Annotated in this window: 19 protein-coding genes and 1 pseudogene; 3 read left to right on the top strand and 17 right to left on the bottom strand. The window is 37.9% G+C overall.

The annotated features are described in order from the left end of the window. Window positions 1–29: 29 nt before the first annotated feature. From AC012T_RS26850 to AC012T_RS26810, 9 genes are all read right to left on the bottom strand, one after another. On the bottom strand, window positions 30–476 hold the full coding sequence (locus AC012T_RS26850; protein WP_487066940.1) for a hypothetical protein: 447 nt from the start codon (window positions 474–476) through the stop codon (window positions 30–32). Window positions 477–493: 17 nt separating this feature from the next. Then, window positions 494–1105 (bottom strand): Cap15 family cyclic dinucleotide receptor domain-containing protein, encoded by a 612-nt coding sequence (locus AC012T_RS26845; RefSeq protein WP_487066938.1) that lies wholly within the window; start codon window positions 1103–1105, stop codon window positions 494–496. A gap of 108 nt (window positions 1106–1213) precedes the next feature. Beyond that, window positions 1214–1549 (bottom strand): element excision factor XisI family protein, encoded by a 336-nt coding sequence (locus AC012T_RS26840; protein WP_487066936.1) that lies wholly within the window; start codon window positions 1547–1549, stop codon window positions 1214–1216. Then, complete coding sequence (locus AC012T_RS26835; RefSeq protein WP_487066934.1) at window positions 1537–1956, bottom strand: XisH family protein; 420 nt, start codon at window positions 1954–1956, stop codon at window positions 1537–1539. Before AC012T_RS26835 ends, AC012T_RS26840 begins: the two co-directional genes overlap by 13 nt. Before the next feature lie 84 nt (window positions 1957–2040). Continuing rightward, window positions 2041–3309, bottom strand: a complete 1269-nt coding sequence (locus AC012T_RS26830) for an MFS transporter (RefSeq protein ID WP_487066932.1) — start codon at window positions 3307–3309, stop codon at window positions 2041–2043. Next, entirely contained in the window at window positions 3275–3733 is a 459-nt protein-coding gene (locus AC012T_RS26825) for a MarR family winged helix-turn-helix transcriptional regulator (RefSeq protein WP_127056558.1), read from the bottom strand. The genes AC012T_RS26830 and AC012T_RS26825 overlap by 35 nt, the downstream gene beginning before the upstream one ends. A gap of 19 nt (window positions 3734–3752) precedes the next feature. Beyond that, a complete protein-coding gene (locus tag AC012T_RS26820) occupies window positions 3753–4607 on the bottom strand; it encodes an ABC transporter permease (RefSeq protein ID WP_487066930.1) in 855 nt (284 codons plus the stop codon). Further along, window positions 4564–5418, bottom strand: coding sequence for an ATP-binding cassette domain-containing protein (locus tag AC012T_RS26815; protein ID WP_487066928.1), 855 nt, complete (start codon window positions 5416–5418; stop codon window positions 4564–4566). Before AC012T_RS26815 ends, AC012T_RS26820 begins: the two co-directional genes overlap by 44 nt. Before the next feature lie 140 nt (window positions 5419–5558). Next, window positions 5559–5783 carry a hypothetical protein gene (locus AC012T_RS26810; RefSeq protein WP_487066926.1) on the bottom strand — a complete coding sequence of 75 codons (225 nt, stop codon included), beginning with the start codon at window positions 5781–5783 and terminating at the stop codon, window positions 5559–5561. A 127-nt stretch (window positions 5784–5910) separates the two neighbouring features. Between AC012T_RS26810 and AC012T_RS26805 the strand changes: the two genes are divergently transcribed. The 3 genes from AC012T_RS26805 (at window position 5911) to AC012T_RS26795 (ending at window position 9168) form a co-directional block, all read left to right on the top strand. Continuing rightward, window positions 5911–7050: an AlbA family DNA-binding domain-containing protein gene (locus tag AC012T_RS26805; protein ID WP_487066924.1), complete on the top strand. Its 1140-nt coding sequence runs from the start codon at window positions 5911–5913 to the stop codon at window positions 7048–7050. Window positions 7051–7411: 361 nt separating this feature from the next. Further along, window positions 7412–8308: a DUF4351 domain-containing protein gene (locus AC012T_RS26800; protein WP_487066922.1), complete on the top strand. Its 897-nt coding sequence runs from the start codon at window positions 7412–7414 to the stop codon at window positions 8306–8308. A gap of 317 nt (window positions 8309–8625) precedes the next feature. Further along, window positions 8626–9168 carry a DUF2808 domain-containing protein gene (locus tag AC012T_RS26795; RefSeq protein ID WP_487066920.1) on the top strand — a complete coding sequence of 181 codons (543 nt, stop codon included), beginning with the start codon at window positions 8626–8628 and terminating at the stop codon, window positions 9166–9168. Window positions 9169–9211: 43 nt separating this feature from the next. Here AC012T_RS26795 and AC012T_RS26790 read toward each other — a convergent pair whose 3' ends face one another. From AC012T_RS26790 to AC012T_RS26755, 8 genes and pseudogenes are all read right to left on the bottom strand, one after another. Then, on the bottom strand, window positions 9212–9742 hold the full coding sequence (locus AC012T_RS26790) for a protein-tyrosine phosphatase family protein (RefSeq protein ID WP_487066918.1): 531 nt from the start codon (window positions 9740–9742) through the stop codon (window positions 9212–9214). A gap of 12 nt (window positions 9743–9754) precedes the next feature. Then, entirely contained in the window at window positions 9755–10831 is a 1077-nt protein-coding gene (metX, locus tag AC012T_RS26785) for a homoserine O-acetyltransferase MetX (RefSeq protein WP_487066916.1), read from the bottom strand. Window positions 10832–10974: 143 nt separating this feature from the next. Then, window positions 10975–12270, bottom strand: coding sequence for an O-acetylhomoserine aminocarboxypropyltransferase/cysteine synthase family protein (locus AC012T_RS26780; RefSeq protein ID WP_487066914.1), 1296 nt, complete (start codon window positions 12268–12270; stop codon window positions 10975–10977). Between the two features lie 138 nt (window positions 12271–12408). Continuing rightward, a complete protein-coding gene (gene iscB, locus AC012T_RS26775; RefSeq protein WP_487066912.1) occupies window positions 12409–13683 on the bottom strand; it encodes an RNA-guided endonuclease IscB in 1275 nt (424 codons plus the stop codon). Window positions 13684–13907: 224 nt separating this feature from the next. After that, window positions 13908–14753 carry a dienelactone hydrolase family protein gene (locus AC012T_RS26770; RefSeq protein WP_487067159.1) on the bottom strand — a complete coding sequence of 282 codons (846 nt, stop codon included), beginning with the start codon at window positions 14751–14753 and terminating at the stop codon, window positions 13908–13910. 63 nt (window positions 14754–14816) lie between these two features. Beyond that, entirely contained in the window at window positions 14817–15359 is a 543-nt protein-coding gene (locus AC012T_RS26765) for a GNAT family N-acetyltransferase (protein WP_487066910.1), read from the bottom strand. An 18-nt stretch (window positions 15360–15377) separates the two neighbouring features. After that, complete coding sequence (locus AC012T_RS26760; RefSeq protein ID WP_487066908.1) at window positions 15378–17093, bottom strand: fumarate reductase/succinate dehydrogenase flavoprotein subunit; 1716 nt, start codon at window positions 17091–17093, stop codon at window positions 15378–15380. Window positions 17094–17223: 130 nt separating this feature from the next. After that, window positions 17224–18297, bottom strand: a pseudogene (locus AC012T_RS26755) (sulfonate ABC transporter substrate-binding protein). Window positions 18298–18365 lie beyond the last annotated feature (68 nt).

Raw genomic sequence — 18365 nt, 5'->3', positions numbered from 1 at the left:
GTCCATCTGTACTAGAGCCAGCATAGTGCTTATGACTCTGCTGCGATAGTTCTTAAATCTATATCTAATTCATAATATGTGCCATGCCCAGCATACAGAAAATCTATTGTTTCAATATATAAAATTCTATAAACAAGTAGTTTGATTTGCATTGATAATACCGCGGGACCAAATGGAACTATGTAAACTTTTTTCCAAGGTTTTGATTTAAGTTTTTTTGCTAATCCAATTAATATGCTTTGAAACTCTTTTTCCACATTGTTCTTAGAACTAAAATCAATATTTCCTCTTGAAGCCACATATATTTGACCACGTTCATGAACAGGAGAATTGGGATGAATACCTTCATTAACTATGATAGTTAAAACATCTTCTTCCTCATTTATTAACAATATTCTTTCAATCTCTAGTTTGAATTTTTCATGTCCTAATTTTTTCAAACAAATATTGACTATATTTTCAATTTCGTGATCCATATTTAAGCTCCTCTATATTACTTCCGGTTAACTTTTTTCTCAACAATGATTTCACCAAAAGCATCTCGACTCTTTTCTGTATAATAAAAACCTTTTTGTTCCCTATCAAATTTATCATCATCGTAACTTTTGAGAGATAAACGCGTTACACCGTAGTGTCTGTAAATCTCTCCTTGAGGTGATCTGTATTCAGAGAGATACTCATAGCTTAGATTGAAACAAGAAGGATCAACCATATCGAAAGCTGCCATAAGTGACAAACTTCTAGCATATTGAGTTTCTAATCGGATGCGAATATTAGAATAAGTCTGGTATATTGTAATTGTAGCTGGAACTTGTTGTTGTGGCTGCTTAGAACTGATAATGTAACCGTTCCACTTTCCGCTTAGATTTGGGATTTTAATAAATCCAGTCTTGTAAAACAGATTCCACTTCCATAGGACATTATCAAATAGGAGAAAAAGCAGACCAAATATAGCTAAACCGGATGGTGCTAACAGGTTTAAATCAGTTATATTTGATACTTTCGTAATCAAATTACTTATATAAGGACTTAATAATCCACTTAAAAATGCTAAGGTGTAATACACTTTCTTTCTATCATGACCAATGACCGTATATTCATGCATATTTGCGCCGAAAAAATAAAACTAATATTGTGTGTTTTTTACTATTTTACCCTCTTATTACTTAATAAATACATTAACCTACACCATTATTGATAGCTCCAAAACACCCTAGCCAATAGCATATTCTGTAAACTTCCTCATAAAAGGAGACTGAAACCCCAATACAATATCCTCCTTTGGAACTCCCACAGCAACTAAATTCTCTGCAATATCATCTTCAGTCCCATTCCATTGCAGCCAAATTTTTCCACCTTTAATATCAATATGAATAATACAACTATGTATCCATTCTTGACCTTCCCAACCTACATGAACTATTTGGTAATGGTCACGTTGTGTATCAAAAATTGTCTCAACTTCTATATTCCCGTTAGCAGGTTTTTCTTTGCTATATTCTTGTAAAATTTGCTGTACAAGCTGGCGATATCTAGTTAGTTTATCCATTCTGCAATCACCTCTTGCTCCACATCATAAATAATCATTTTGACTTGATTTTCTTCAATCATATCTCTAGGAAAATCAAGATTAAAAAATGTCTTATAAGTTGTTAAAGGTACAGCTAAATACAAAACACGATCTGGCTGTCGTCTCTTTAATGCACCTCTATAATTAATAAACTGTCCTAATGCTGTATGAAATTCCGAAATTGCAGACGATCTCTCCAAAAAACTTTTGATTTCAACCGCAATTTTTTCTCCTTCTTTTTCTGCCGCAATCAATTTTTCAGCGGCTAAATCAATAGACAGATTTACCCCGCCTACGCTAATTGATAGGGGATCGTGAGTAATCTGCCAACCGTCCTTCTGTAGAGCTTTTTTGACAACTTCATGAAAGACATCTTTAGCCGACATACTGATCCCTAATTATATTTCCTACATAGATATTACGATATTAACGCATTTTTTCCTTTGCGCCTTTGCGTGAGACTATTTCTTTTATAAATCCTCATGCAACGCTCCCAACTTGCGAATCTCCGGCCAAATCGCCGCTGTTGCAACTACCACCAAAATCGTCCCTATTCCTCCACCAACGACAGACAACACTGGCCCAAATAAAGCCGCAGTCAAACCAGATTCAAAACCCCCCAATTCATTAGACGCACTGATAAATACACTATTGATAGCCGCAACTCGACCTCGTAAATGGTCAGGAGTGCGAATTTGCACCAAAGTATGACGAATCACCACGCTAATGCTGTCTAATGCCCCACTTAATGCCAACATCAACAACGACAACCATACCCAACGAGATAACCCAAAAATAATTGTCACAATCCCAAACCCGACAACCGACCAAAGTAATGCTGGCCCGGCTTTGCGGATAGGTGGCAAATATACTAACAATGCTGCCATAATCAATGCACCTATGGATGGGGCTGCTTGTAAATAACCCAATTCCACAGGCCCGACGTGCAGAATATCTTTAGCAAAGACGGGTAATAATGCCACTGCACCACCCAGCAAAACTGCAAATAAATCGAGGGTGATAGCTGCGAGAATGAGTTGATTATTCCAAACAAATTCAGCACCAGCAGCTAGGGTTTTGAGGGATATTGGTTCTTTTTTAAAGTTGGTTTTTTGGGGTTTGATAGCTGCGGTGAGGAAAAAACATGATAGTGCTGCTAAGGCTGCTAATATATATACTCCCGTAGCACTCTTAAAAAGAGCAATACTCAATCCCCCCAAAGCTGGCCCAATTACCGACGCTAATTGAAAGCTACTACTATTCCAAGTTGCTGCATTAGTAAACGCACTCATTGGTATTAACTGCCACATTAGCGCATCACCGGCAGGTTTGAGAAATGCCCTGGCTACACCTGTTAATAATAAGCAAGCATAAATTAGAAAAACTGCACCTTGATAATAGGAAATAGCCGCTAATGTGAGAGAACAAAACATTAATAGCAGCATTGCAAATAAAGTAATCTTTTTGCGATCGCTTTTATCAGCAATATGTCCTGTAATCAAAGTTAGGGCAATCATTGGTAAAACTTGCGCCAGCCCGATTCCACCTAAGGCCATCGGTGAGTTTGTCCGCTCATATAGCTCCCAGCCCAGCGCGACGGTCTGCATTTGTCCTCCTGTGAAGAGGACTACACGCCCAATGGTAAATAGCCGATAATCTCGAAATCTCATGGCTGCCAAAGGATCGTGTTGTGCAGCCTTATCGTTATGGTGAGTTGGTTTCTGTTTGCTCGAAGACATTTTTTAGTAGAGTCAGGCCCGATTCAATATGTGATACTTGCTCTGGTGTCAAACTCTCTAGAATCTCCGCAATTTCCCCGCGAGTTTTTTCCTGGGATTGCTCTAAAAGCAGCTTTCCCTCTCTCGTCAAATTCAGGACTACTCGTCGTCGTTCTTGAGGATTATCTGTCCGTTGCACCAGATTGCGTTGGACTAATTTTTCTATAGTTGTTGATGCTGTAGCACAGGTGACACCTAAATGATCTGCGACCTCAGACAAGGAAGCACCGGGATTGCGATTCAGAAAAGCGAGCGATCGCAATTGTGGTATGGATAAAGAGTCAGAACTGTGCGATCGCATTTCGGCTCGGATAAACCGCATCAATAGGGGAACTGTTTCCATCACCCTAGCAGCACATTCTTCAGAGGGTTTATCCAAACTCATAAGACCGTTTTTCTCCAGATTACATTGCCACCTGTGGATAAAGTCGGCCACAGATGTAGGTTAAACCTATTAATGTTAGCAAGAGAATTGTACAATCTAACCCAAACCCATAAATACTTGAGCCATTTGCCAGCATTGCACCGCGTAAAGCATCCACCTCATAAGTTAAAGGATTCAAGTGAGAAATGACCTTTAACCAACTCGGCATCAATGAAATAGGATAGATGGCATTACTGGCAAAAAACAACGGCATGGTGATTAATTGCCCAATTCCCGTAAACCTTTCCCGCGATTTCACCAAACAACCAATGATGAGTGAAAAAGTGCAAAAACAAGCTGCTCCCAAAAATATGACTAGGACAACTTGTAAGAAAGCCAAAGGATTGAGATTGAGATGTACACCCAACAAAAACGCTAAAAGGTAAATAAACACCACTTGGGAAAAACAACGAATCCCAGCCGCAAAAGCTTTACCTAAAACAATCGCTGCACGAGGTATGGGTGCAACTAAGAATTTCTGCAAAATCCCTAAATCCCGTTCCCAAATTAATGTCATTCCCCCAGCAAAAATAGCAACAAACAGCGCACTCTGAGCCAGAATACCGGGAGTCATAAAATCCAAGTAAGGTAAATTACCTGTGGGAATAGCGCGAGTCCGAGTAAATACTTGCCCAAATATCAGCAGCCATAAAGCCGGTTGCACAGCCCGAATCACTAAATCACTAGGATCATGGCGGAGTTTCCGCACTTCCAACTCAGTAATTACCAGGGTTTTGGTAAATAGTTCTTTGATGCCAGAAAAAATCCCTTTGGAGCGATTATATCTAGGTTCAACCCAACCGTTGAGAGGTACGTCTGGTTCTTGCAGTTTCACTGTAACTGACTCCTGATACTAATTGATTTCCTGCGTAGTGGATGAAGACATCATCTAAAGTTGCGTCTGGGTTGCCGATAGCGGCTTTTAAGTCTGCGGGTGAACCAGTGATAATTTCTTTACCCTGGTTCATAATCACGACTCGATTGCAAAGATTATCCGCTTCTTCTAAAAAGTGGGTAGTTAAAAAGATGGTTGTACCGTACTCTCTACGGAGTTGCTGTACAAGTTGCCATACTTGGGTTCTAGCGACTGGATCTAATCCGACTGTTGGCTCATCTAGAAATAAAATTTGGGGTTGATGTAAGATAGCTTGAGCAATTTCTAGTTTGCGAATCATTCCCCCAGAAAAGGTTCTCACTAAGCGATGTGCTACATCCTCTAAACCCATGAATTCCAGCACTTGGGCGATTTGCTGTTTTCTGCGTCGAGGGGGAATATCATACAATTTAGAGAATATTAACAGATTTTCATAACCTGTCAAACTCCCATCGGCTGATAAAGCCTGGGGTACATAACCTATTACTCTTCTGACTGCATCAGGTTGACGAGTCACATCATAACCGGCTAAGTATGCTTTGCCGCTACTGACTGGTAGCAAGGTTGTTAACATCTTAATTACTGTACTTTTTCCCGCACCGTTGGGACCGAGTAAACCAAAAACTTCTCCAGATGCAACGGAGATATTCAAAGCATCAACGGCTGTAGATTTTTCAAAGCGGCGCGTCAGTTCCAAGGTTTGCAATATTACCGACTTTGGAACTTGTGCAGGTATTTCCGCAGATTCTATTCTTCCCGTAAGTTTCGTCACGAGTAGGACTTACTTCCTTATTCAAATAATTAGAGTATCTAAATATTAGTTTGACATATTTCTGCTAAAAGTCAAGACCAAGGATTAACGATGACAACTCCAGTACCAGCAAAATCTTTTTCGTTACGAGTAAAGAAGGGTCATGGAGTGAATGTATCGCGCGGTAGACTGTTGTGATCTCGGTTCAAGTCGAGTTCTTGACTGAGTTCAGCCAAGGGGGATTGACGGAAAAATTCTGAGATTTTAGTAGGTTGTGCTGAGTTGTTATTGCCTGTAGTTAGGCTTTGGGCAAGGAGTTGAATAATATACAGTTTATCGTCATGCGAAAGCTGAAGGAGTTGTTGTTCGAGTTCGGGGATAACCATGATGGGGTTTCAATGAAGGATAATTTTATTGTACTTTCAACGTATATTCGTTTAAATGGAGCGATCGCTATACTATATATTGTGGATAGATTTTAGCCCTTTAAATTACAGATAAAGGAGTTTGATAATGGATATAGAATCAGAAATAAAGCAGTTAGTAGCTACAAAGCGAGAAGGTCAGTATTGGGATTTCAAAGAAAAATATCATGACAATAAAGCTTCACTACTGCACGATATTCTTTGTCTCGCTAATTCTTTGTATAAGGGAAATAAGTACCTAATCTTTGGAGTGAGCGATCCTCACACTAACTGTGAAATAAAAGGAGTTGATCAAGGAAATAGGAAATCACAGACTGACTTGATCGATTTTCTCCGATCAAAGCCATTTGCTGGTGACATAAGACCAGAAATAGAATTAAGAATCATTAAATTAGAAAAGTATGAAATAGATGTCTTAATAATTTTTGATAGACCGTTAAAACCTTATTATTTAAGGGAAGATTACAGAGATCGCGACAAGCTAATAAAAGCAAATAACATTTATACAAGAAATATTGATACAAATACACCTATAGATAAAGGTGCTGACATCAGAATGATTGAACTGATGTGGAGAGAACGCTTTGGGTTAGATGTTCAACCCAGCGATAGAATTGTTGACCTATTGAGAAAGCCAAAAGAATGGGACAAGGATATAGGAAACAAGGACTATGCTTATCATAAATACAACCCTGAATATCAAATAGATTTTGAAAAAGTAGAAGAATTTAGAGACATATTTAGTTATTTCTACATTAATGAAAGTTCATTTATAGGAAAAGCAAAATTTAAGTACCTAACAACAACATTGTTTACTTTGCATTATATGTACTGCGATGAAATGAGGATTGAATTAGCAGTTCCTAGTAAGGGCTATATTGAAGTATCAGGACGCGAGGTTTATTATATATATTATGTAATTCAAAGTAGGGAAGGAGCATTTTTAAATTTCATGACAGATGGTAATTTTAACTTCCAGAGCCGATACAGTGAAGCTGTATTTATATTATACAAAAATGATACAGAGCAAGAGGAATTTGAAAATTATCTTAAAAATAATTTAGATAAACTAGACAAAATAGATGATTTGGGAATTGGAAGTTTTATTCAAGATAAGATTGATAGAGCTAATGATAGCTTTGTATTTAACCCTGTAGAAATGGTAAAAGTTAAAAACCTATTTGAGTTGTGGAGAATAAATAAAGATATACAGCACTTTTCTTTTTAAAGTACCACACCTCAATATCCAAAAGGTTTATGGGACAAGGGTTATAGGATTTCATTTTGTACCAGATAGTTGAGCAAAGTGCTGTATTATAAAAATTAAGGCTTAATAAACAATAATAGAGGTAATTTTTGATACAATCAAGAGAATATTTAATACAGATTTAAAAAGTTATTTTCATAACTCTTAATCAGGTAAAAAAAGTATGGATATAGACAAAACAACTCTTCTATATGGAGAAAAATTATTGCTTAGTATTGTCAGAAGATAAAGCAGGTTTTAGAATTTGTGAATAATCAATTGCTAAATGCTATATAATAGAAGTTTAAATTATTTCCCAGATTTTACTCAAAATTAAAATTTAATGACTAGGTTTATACATGATAAATTCGCCAAAGACTATCTAGAAGAATTATTAAAAGATTACGGAGAAGTCAAAGCATCAGAAAAAGTCTCAGGAGAAATTAAAGAAATTGATGTTTTATTCACACCTGCTAAACAACAAACTTCTAAATTACAAATACTGGGGTTACTAGGAAGACTTGCCGAAAATCCTGCAATAATAGAACCATACCGCAATCCAGCTTCTAGTGATGAAATCTGCGACTGTATTCTCAAGTTATTAGAAATCAAGGCTTTATTGCGACGAGAAGCCAAAGCCAATAAAATCAAACTTCAGGAGTCAGAAATTCCTAAATTGTGGATTTTAACCCCCACCATATCTGAAACTCGTTTATCTAGCTTTGGAACTATCCAAAAAGAAGATTGGTTATCGGGAGTACATTTTTTAGCAGATGCCTTGCGAACCGCAATTGTGGCGATACACCAACTACCACAAACACCGGATACTTTATGGTTGAGGCTTTTGGGTAGGGGAAGCGTACAATCACAAGCAATTATCGAGTTGCAAGCGTTACCATTAGATCACCCTTACCAAAAAGCCACCCTGGAATTAGTTTACAACCTGCGCGAAAATTTGAGAGTAAATCAAGAACTAGAAACAGATGATAGGGAGTTAATTATGCGACTAGAACCACTTTATCAAAGAAATAGAGAACAAGCTAAAGAAGAAGGAAGACAAGAAGGAGAAAAAGGCTTAATATTGCGTCTACTACATCGCCGGATTGGTGAAATTGATGCGTTATTAATCGAGCGAATTACAGGATTATCAATTGAACAGTTAGAAAACTTAGGAGAGGCGTTATTAGACTTTTCTAGTGTTGCTGATTTAGAAGCTTGGTTAACCCAACACTCAATCTAATTCATTTGGATTATTAGGGAGTTAATTATGCAATTAGAACCATTTTTTAAACAACCTATACTTGTCATAATCTAAAAACATTAAATCAGGTAGGTCGGGGAGCCATCGCCTTGGACGGGTTTCCCGGCTTGTGGCGAATGGCGTTTGACGTTAGGAAACCCAACATTTACGGACGTTTGTTGGGTTGCGCTGTCGCTTAACCCAACCTACAAAAACTCTTAACCAAACAGTATTGTAATCATTAATAAGTTCCACTTGCTAAACTGAAAGGGTGTAATGCAATAAAAAACCTATTTAAAATATCAAATCCTAAAAACATGAACAACTTTAAAACTCTTTGTAAAACTCTAGCTATTAGTACAGGAATCTTTTTATTATCTGTACCTACTACCTACGGGATACCACCAAAACCATTGTTAACTGCCAAAACAACCTATAATCAAACAGGTTCTTGGGACGCAACTTATTATTTCACAATCAAATTACCAGAATCTCTAGCTAATTGGCAACTGCAACAGGTTGTTTTAACACAAATAGAAGGTGTAGAAAATATTAAATTCAATCAGAAAGACAGTTTTGCTTTCATAGAAGCAAGTGGAGAAAAAGAAAAGCTAGGTATTACCCTAACAAAGAGTTCAACTCAACCACAAACTATCATTGCTACTTTTGATAAACCAGTTTCTGCAAATCAAACAATTACTATCGGTTTAAAACCTTTTTATAATCCCAGCAGCGAAGGTATTTATCTATTTCGAGTTCATGTTATTTCCTCTGGTGAGAAAACGAATAATTTAGTTGTGGGAACTGCTCGTTTGCAATTTTACAATGATTTTGATAATTACCTATTTTATCAAAGGTAAAGTGTGTAAGAATTGCTGATTTTTCATGCAAATGCAATATTCATCAATTAGTTAAGAATGCTAGACGACAATTATTCAGCAGCACATTTAATTCCTGTGCAACTTGTAACGGATTTTTACTTAACATTACAGCTTCATGAGGATTTCTCCCTGTTCTTATAACAGCAGAAATTGCATCTTTGTTAGAAAATCCCCGCACACTAACTAACCAAGCCGCTAATATATGTCCAGTCCGGCCAATTCCACCAGCACAATGCACAACTACTTTTTCTTTTTGTTGATTTGCTGTGATTAAAAAAGGCAATATTTTTTGTGTGAGTGTTTCTAAATCAGATAAATGAAAATCCTCAATTGGTGTCCAACAAACTTGTTGATTACCAAATTCTTGCTGATATGTATCTAAAAGATGGGCATAATTAGCTAGTTGTTTTTCACTAAGTAAACAACAAACTCGCTGAATGTTTTGGGATTTCATAAACTCAATCCAATCATACACCTGATGATCAGCATATCCAGGACGAGAAGCACCAAATACTATTGTTTCTTGTTCCCAAGCAGCAGCAAATTTGTACATCTACGGTAAACTTCAAGAATATTTACTCTTATTCACATCATCTAGTTCTTTCCTAAAAGAGACTAGGATTTCATTTAATGCTTCCATATCAATTAAAAAAGCATCATGTCCGTGAGTTGATTTAAGCAACCCCAGTTGAGCATTAGGAATTAAATCTACTAATTCTTGTTGTTCTACTGGAGGATAAAGAACATCAGAATCAATGGAGATAATTAAAGTTGGTTGTTTAATACTTTGCAAAACTGATTGATAATCTTTTCTGTTCCAACTAACATCATGACTATCCATTGCATGAGTTAATGTAATATAAGTATTAGCATCAAAACGTTCTATTAGTTTTTGACCTTGATATTGTAAATAACTGGCTATAGCAAACTGATTAGATTCATCCTGCTGTCTGCCAAAACGATTTGTAAAACTCTCCCAATAACGATAGGTAATCATTGCTATCATTCTTGCTACCGCTAGTCCTTGGACTGGTGGTGCATCACTTGTATAGTTCCCACCTTGCCAATTTGGATCTATATAAATTGTCTGTCTTTGGGCTTCACTCAAGCCAATAGACCATGCTGAATGTCTTCCAGGTGCAGCCATTGGTGCGATCGCTCTCACCTTTTCTGGATATAATAAAGCCCATTCTAAAACCTGCATTCCACCCAGCGAACCACCAATTGCTAACCGTAGAGATTTAACTTCCAGATATTCTAATAGTGCAGCTTGAAGATGAACCATATCCCGAATTGTAATTCTAGGAAAATATGTACCATAAACCTTTCCTGTTTTTGGGTTAATAGAAGTTGCTCCAGTTGTACCGTAACAACTTCCTAAAATGTTGCTGCACACAATAAAATCCTGGTCAGAATCAAAAACTTTCCCTGAACCAAACAAATCTTCCCACCAATCATCAGCGTCAGCAGAACCAGTGAGAGCATGACAAATTAAGACTCCATTATCGCCGTTTGCGTTTAATTTTCCCCAAGTGCGATAAGCAACCTGAACATCAATTAATACTTCACCAGATTCTAATGAAAATGGTACTGATAATTGGTAAAACTGGGTTTTTGATGAAAAGAAGTCTAAATATTTCATAAGAGATGATTTATAAAGTATTCGGCGATTAGAAATCGCGTCTACACAAGCAAAGTCCACCTTCGTGGACTCATGAAAATTAAGGTTTTTAACCCACGAAGGTGGGTTTCGTCTGTGTAGCTGCGATTTCTAATCGCTTTACTTTAGTTTCCAAATGCTTGTTCAAAGTCCTCCTTAATATCGTCAATATGTTCAATTCCCACAGATACCCGCACTAAATCTGGTGTTACACCAGCCGAAATTTGTTCACTATCACTTAGCTGTTGATGAGTTGTGGAAGCAGGATGAATAACAAGGGTTTTTGCATCACCAACATTTGCTAAATGACTAGCTAATTTCACATTACTAATGAAAGCTTTACCTGCTTCTAATCCACCTTTGATGCCAAAATTAAGAACTCCTCCAAAACCATGTCGGAGATATTTTTTAGCTCGTTTATGATATGGATGATTGGGAAGTCCTGGATAATTAACCCATGCTACCTGCTCTTGTTGTTCTAACCATTTAGCCAATTCTAAAGCATTGCTGACATGGCGATCTACACGCAGGGAGAGGGTTTCTAATCCTTGCAATAACAGAAAAGCGTTAAATGGACTTAATGATGCGCCCAAATCTCGTAATCCTTCGACTCTGGCGCGAATAATAAAGGCAATGTTACCAAATTGACTGCCTTTCCCAAATACTTCTTGAAAATTCAATCCATGATAACCGGGGGAAGGCTCAGTAAACAGGGGAAATTTGCCGTTACCCCAGTCAAATTTACCAGAATCAACTATTACGCCGCCAATTGATGTACCATGACCACCAATCCACTTGGTTGCAGATTCAACGACAATATCTGCACCATGTTCAATTGGTCGTGCTAAATATCCACCTGCACCAAAGGTATTATCTACAATTAAAGGTATGCCATTTTCGTGGGCAATGTGGGCTAAAGCAGCAAAATCTGGGATGTTAAATTGGGGATTACCAATAGTTTCAACGTACAGGGCTTTGGTGTTTTCATCAATTGCCTGACGGAAATTTTCTGGATCATCTCCCTCCACAAATTTGACATTTATCCCCAATCGTGGTAGGGAAACTTTGAATTGGTTATAAGTTCCCCCATAGAGGAAACTGGTAGAAACAATATTATCTCCTGCTTGTGCGATCGTACTTATTGCTAAAAATTGCGCTGCTTGACCGCTGGAAGTAGCTAAAGCTGCCACACCCCCTTCTAAAGCCGCAATTCTTTTTTCAAATACATCCGTTGTCGGATTCATGATGCGGGTATAAATGTTACCGAACTCTTGGAGAGCAAACAACCGCGCTCCATGTTCAGCATCATCAAAAACGTAGGAAGTGGTTTGATAAATTGGTACAGCGCGGGCATTAGTTCCCGGAGCAGGTTCCTGTCCAGCATGGACTTGTAGGGTTTCAAAACGATAGTTTTCTGACATGGGTAGTATTTAAATAGGTTGACTATCAAAACATGAAATATTGAAACTCACGTAAAAAACCTGGTAGTTTGGAAGCCCCGCGTCTTTAGACCGGGGAGGAAAAACGCCTCAAGCGACTTTAGTCGCAGTGGATATTTATCAAAATGAGTAACTGTAACCATCTTTTTTGTGAATAGATTTACAATATTTATGTGAGATTCCTTGAATTTTTTCTTTATTGGTCGTAATATTAAAACTCCCAGTCGCTCTAGTTGCTATTCGACCAATGTAAGTACCAACTTTCTTCCCAGTTTTAACAACTGCTTTCACAATGTCGCCAGTTTGAAAACCAAAATGTATTTGTTTATTTGTTCTATGTCTTGTTGGAAAACCAAATTTATCTGTTCCACACATCTGACGAGTACCATGTCCTGTTGCCTTGATTAATAGTGGTTTAGTTATCAACACTTTCAAACTATCAATATCCCCCACACAAGCCGCGTCAATCCAATGAGTTTTAGGAAGTTGAAGCTGAGTTCTATTGAATTTAGTTTTGCCCCCTGAAGCAGTAACAACGGGTAATCCGGTTTCTTTCAGTCGGTGGAACAATGCCCAACGAGTAGAATTAACTGCGGAGGCATCTTTAAGTGAACATTTAGATTGAGATTTAATCTTCTTTAAAACATCTGGTTTTTTAGCTAAAAACTTCTCTATATCTAGTGTTCCTTTCTTTTTATTGCAAGAGTCACAAGCCAAGCATAAATTAGAGATTTTGTTACTTCCGCCCTTCGCTTTAGGATGGATGTGTTCTACTTGTAAAGGAACATCTTTAACGCCACAATATGAGCATTTTCTCTCCCACTTTTCCAGTAAATATTCCCGAACTTCGTAACCTTGCAACTCCCCTTGTTGATATTCAATACCCGATATTTCGGGATTATCTATTTGCTGCAAATCGAACCTGACTAATTCTTGCGATATCCCTGTAATGGGAGCGAATCTAATTAGTTTTTTGACCCAAGTCGATGTTGTCTCAACTCGGTGTTGTAGGCTCGGAGCTAACCAGCCTTCAGCCCTTTTTCTATTGAGGAAACGAGCTTGACGATATCGGGTATGTCGCTTTCGCCTACCCCTACGAATACCTTTTCTTGATTCTAAGGATGCCTTTATGCTTTGTCCTCTATGGGAGATTTCCGCACCAAAAACAACTTTAGCCCCTTGAACTAACGCGATTCCAGTAGTTTTAGCACCAGGGTCAATTTTTAATTGGATTGGTCTAGTTAGTTCCTGGGATTCTGCCTTTAGAATCAGGGTGAATGGATATTTTCTCCACACAGCAGCTTGACCTAGTTTTAGCAATTGTCGCGCTGTTCCAGGATGAACAGGATTGCATGGTTTCTTGTTTGTATCGACGATTAAAACGTAATTGGACATGGTTGAAAAACTCCGTAAAACGGGTGATGTTAGCTTCGATTCTGTTATCTGAGCTTGTTAGGCTTGCAACACTGTTTCAGTGACCTTAAAACTGTTTAATTACCAGCGACAGAGCAGGGAACTAGCTACGCATTCCAGGGTGTCATGACTCAAATAACGGCTACCTATTGCTAGGTAATCTGGTCAGTACGGCTTGCTTGATTTCTCTTACAAGCCCCGTCTCTTCAGAGCGGGGTTACTGACACTCCATACTGTTTAAACCATTTCTGGAGACGTTGCCATCCATCTTTGGCTTCTCTTTCGCGGTAAGAAGGGCGATAATCGGCAAAAAAGGCGTGAGGTGCATCAGGATAAACAATAATCTCCGATTTACTGCTACTGGATTTGAGCTTTTCTTGTATTTGTTCTACTGTGTCCACAGGAATACCTGTATCTTGACCTCCATAGAGTCCCAGCACGGGGACTTTGAGTTCAGAAGCAATATCAATGGGATGTTTAGGCTGTAGTTCGGTAGCATTGCCTACCACTCTCCCGTACCAAGCCACACCTGCTTTGACGTTGGGATTATATGCTGCATAGAGCCAGGTAATTCGACCACCCCAGCAAAAACCTGTAATTGCTAATTTATTAGTGTTACCCTTCGCTGATTTCCCAGCCCAAGTAACAATATCATCTAAATCTGATAACACTTGAGCATCAGGAACTTTGGACACAATGGCGCGAATTTCGTTAATATTACTTAATTTTGAAACATCACCTTGACGGATGAACAGTTCGGGAGCGATCGCTAGATACCCTAACTTAGCAAAGCGTCTAACAACATCCTGTATATGTTCATGTACACCAAAAATTTCCTGAATTACCAATACAATTGGGAAATTTTCCCCCTGATCAGGTTGCGCTGTGTAAGCTGGAATTTCCCCATCCTTGACGGGAATTTTTACTGCTCCAGCAATTAATCCTTTAGTATCTGTAGTAATCACTTTAGCTGAAACAGGTTGTACTGCTAGAGCAAAACCAGTTGTTAAAGCAGCAGTGGCGATAAATTCACGGCGTGTTATTTCTTTGATCATCTTTAATTACTTTGATTTATTTAGTAGCATTGAAATTAACAGAAATCTACAATCAAATTTTCACAAATCAATCCAATAACGATGAATAACTTTGTTATTACTTTCTAGTAATCCCTCACTTGCAAATTTACCATTATTTTTTTGAATCACACGAGCAGAACTATGATTATCTTGATTACAGGTTAAGAGAACGCGATTTAATTCCATCTTTCTAGCTTGTTTAAGAGTCATATTGAGCATTTTTGTACCGTATCCTTTACGCCTTTGGAGAGGACGAATCATATAGCCAATATGTCCTCCCCAATGTTCTAAACTTGGTACTAACCAGTGACGTAATCGGCTTTCCCCCATAATGATTTTACGATTTAGAACCAACCAAAAAGTTGTTGCAGGTACAAAACCAGGTTTTAATCCAATACCTTGTGAGCTATTTTCTAAATATTCAATGTAACCTAGAAAATCACTCTGAATTAATTGCAAAAAATCCTGATCATAAATACGTGCTTCACTAGCCTCGTGATATTCTCTTATCATATCAAGAAATTCTGAATGCAAATCAGCAGTTGGTTTAACTAATTCAACTTCCTGGGAATCTTGAAGCATTTTATGTATACGTTATTTTCATTTCACTGCAACATCATAAACTTCTTGCTGTAAATCAACTGCCACAACATAAGGTTCAATCTGACGTTTAAATAATATCATTTCTCCTAATTCAGTCTTTTTCAAATTCACATGACAAAACCACTCTTCATTATTCTTATTTGGATAATCTAACCGATAATGATATAAACCCCAACGACTTTCCCGACGATATAAAGATGCTCGTGCTGCCATTTCTGCACAATCACGGATAAAATATACTTCCATACATCGCATCAGTTCATGAGGATCACGCGCTCCCATTTGGGCTAATATTTCATGATAACGCACAAAATTATTTAACCCAATTTCCATTTTATTGCCGGATTTTGGAGGCTGTAAATAATCATTTACTATCCGGCGTAATTTATATTCAACTTGAGTATGAGGAATACCATTTGGTTGATTTAATGGTGCATAAATTCTCGCTTTTTCTGTTTCCATAAAATCAGCATCTGGTTCTATATGTTCTAAATTTTCAATATAATCAATGGCATTTTCTCCTGCTAACCGACCAAAGACAAATGCACCAATCATATAATTATGAGGAACGCTGGCCATATCTCCGGCTGCATAAAGTCCGGGTACTGTAGTTTCTGCTTTTTCATTCACCCACACACCAGAAGCACTATGTCCACTACATAAGCCAATTTCTGAGATATTCATTTCTACGCCATGAGTGCGGTAATCTTCCTCTCTGCCCTCATGAAAACGTTCTCTACTCGGTCTTTCATTTGCCCATAAAACGGACTCAATTTCGGAAATTGTATCCTCATCCAAATGAGTCATTTTCATTTGAATTGGTCCTTTACCAGAGTTTAATTCTTTCCAAATCTCTAGCATCATTTGTCCACTCCAATAATCACAATTAATGAAGCGGTTTCCTTCAGCGTTGGCGGTATATGCTCCATAAGGCCCAGCAACATAGGCACAGGCTGGACCATTATAATCTTTAATTAATGGGTTGATTTGGAAACATTCAATATTACTCAATTCTGCTCCTGCATGATAAGCCATTGAATAACCATCTCCGGCATTTGTAGGATTTTCATAAGTTCCATAAAGATAGCCAGATGCAGGTAGTCCTAATCTTCCACAAGCGCCTGTAGAAAGTATGACGGCTTTGGCTTGAATAACTACGAAATCACCACCGCGCACGTCAAACCCAACTGTACCAATGGCTCTACCATTTTTTACTAATACTCTTGTTGCCATAACGCGGTTTGTGACTTTCACTTTATGGCGTTTAACTTGGCGGGTAAGAATAGTTTTTAAGTCTTTACCTTCTGGCATTGGTAATACATATTTTCCTACTCGATGCACTTGTTTAACATCATAATTTCCTTGGGGATCTTTTTGGAATTTAACTCCCCAATTCTCTAATTCTTGAATGGTTTCGTAACCTAATTTACCGGTTGCGTAAACTGCTTTTTGGTGAAGAATGCCATCGTTAGCAATGGTGACTTCGCGGACGTATTGTTCTGGGGTAGAATTGCCAGGAATAACGGCTGTATTAACTCCATCCATTCCCATTGCGATCGCACCACTACGACGAATATTTGCTTTCTCTAAAATTAATACCTCAGCATCAGGATTTGCTTGTTTGGCTTTAATTCCTGCCATTGTCCCCGCAGTCCCACCACCAATTACTAAAACATCGGTTTTTAGCCACTGTGTATTGATGTTTGTTACCATATACCACTCTTTTAAGAATTCAAAATTTTTTTCTCACGCAGAGGCGCAGAGGGCGCAGAGAAAGTCAAGGAAGATTTTTAGAAATAATTGATAATTAGTAATTTTTCTATTACCAATTACCAACTATAAATTATTTATTTTCTTGCCAAACTACTTCTTTAACATTGATTTCTTTAGGAATCAATTTGATTTTATAAAAAGTATCAGCAATTTCTTGTTGTTTGCTAATTACTTCCTCTGTCAGAGGTAGTACACCATAATCGCGCCGCTTTTCTGCTGTTTCTAAAACAGCCGCATCTATACCCAATACAGGTGAGAGTAATTGAGCTACTTCAGTTGGATTATTTTTTGCCCAATCGCTAACTTTATTCACTCCATCCAAAACAGTTTTTAAACTTTCTGGATTTTTCTCTACAAAAGATTTAGCAGCCAGATAATAACCTAAATTGGGAGCTAATCCAGTAGCATCTGTGAGAGTGCGTGCGCCAGTTGCTTTTTCGGCTGCGGCTAAAAATGGGTCCCAAATTGCCCAAGCATCAACATTTTTACCTTCAAATGCTACACGAGCATCTGCTGGAGGTAGAAAAGTTGGTTTGATATCGGTGTATTTTAATCCTGCTTTTTATAATGCTTTTACTACCAGATAATTAGTATTTGAACCTTTGGAAAAAGCTACTTTTTTACCTTTAAGATCAGCCACACTTTTAATAGGTGAATCCTTATGGACAATAATCGCTTCTGCTTTCGGAGTCCAAGGATCATAGGCAACATAAACAAAAGGAGTACCTGCGGCTTGAGCAAAAATTGGCGGCGCTTCCCCGGTGTAACCAAAGTCAATACTGCCAGCATTTAAAGCTTCTAACATCGGCGGACCTGCGGGAAATTCAACCCAAGCAACAGAAGCACCAGAAGTTTGTAAGGCTTTTTCTAATTCTCCTTTTGCTTTCAGTGCATAGAGAATAGTTGCTGCTTTCTGGTAGCCAATACGAATTACTGTATTGTTATTTGTTGCAATGGAATTGGTATTTGGATTAGCTGTCTGAGTTGTTCCTGAGTTTTCGCTGGTGTTGGGAGAACAAGCAGAAATAGCTAAAGTCAAGCTTAATCCAACTGCAAATAGTAAGGAAAAATTGCGAATGTTCGATTTTTTAAGAAAAGTGATTCCAACTTCAAATAATCGGAATAGAGAGAATTTACTCAACATTACCCTGCTTGTAAAGGTCAATAAAATATTTAAACTTTAAGTCAATTCATGATAAAACTACAGTATAC

This window comes from Anabaena sp. EIM26 (genome assembly GCF_057568715.1).
This window is presented reverse-complemented; position numbering and strand designations above follow the sequence as displayed.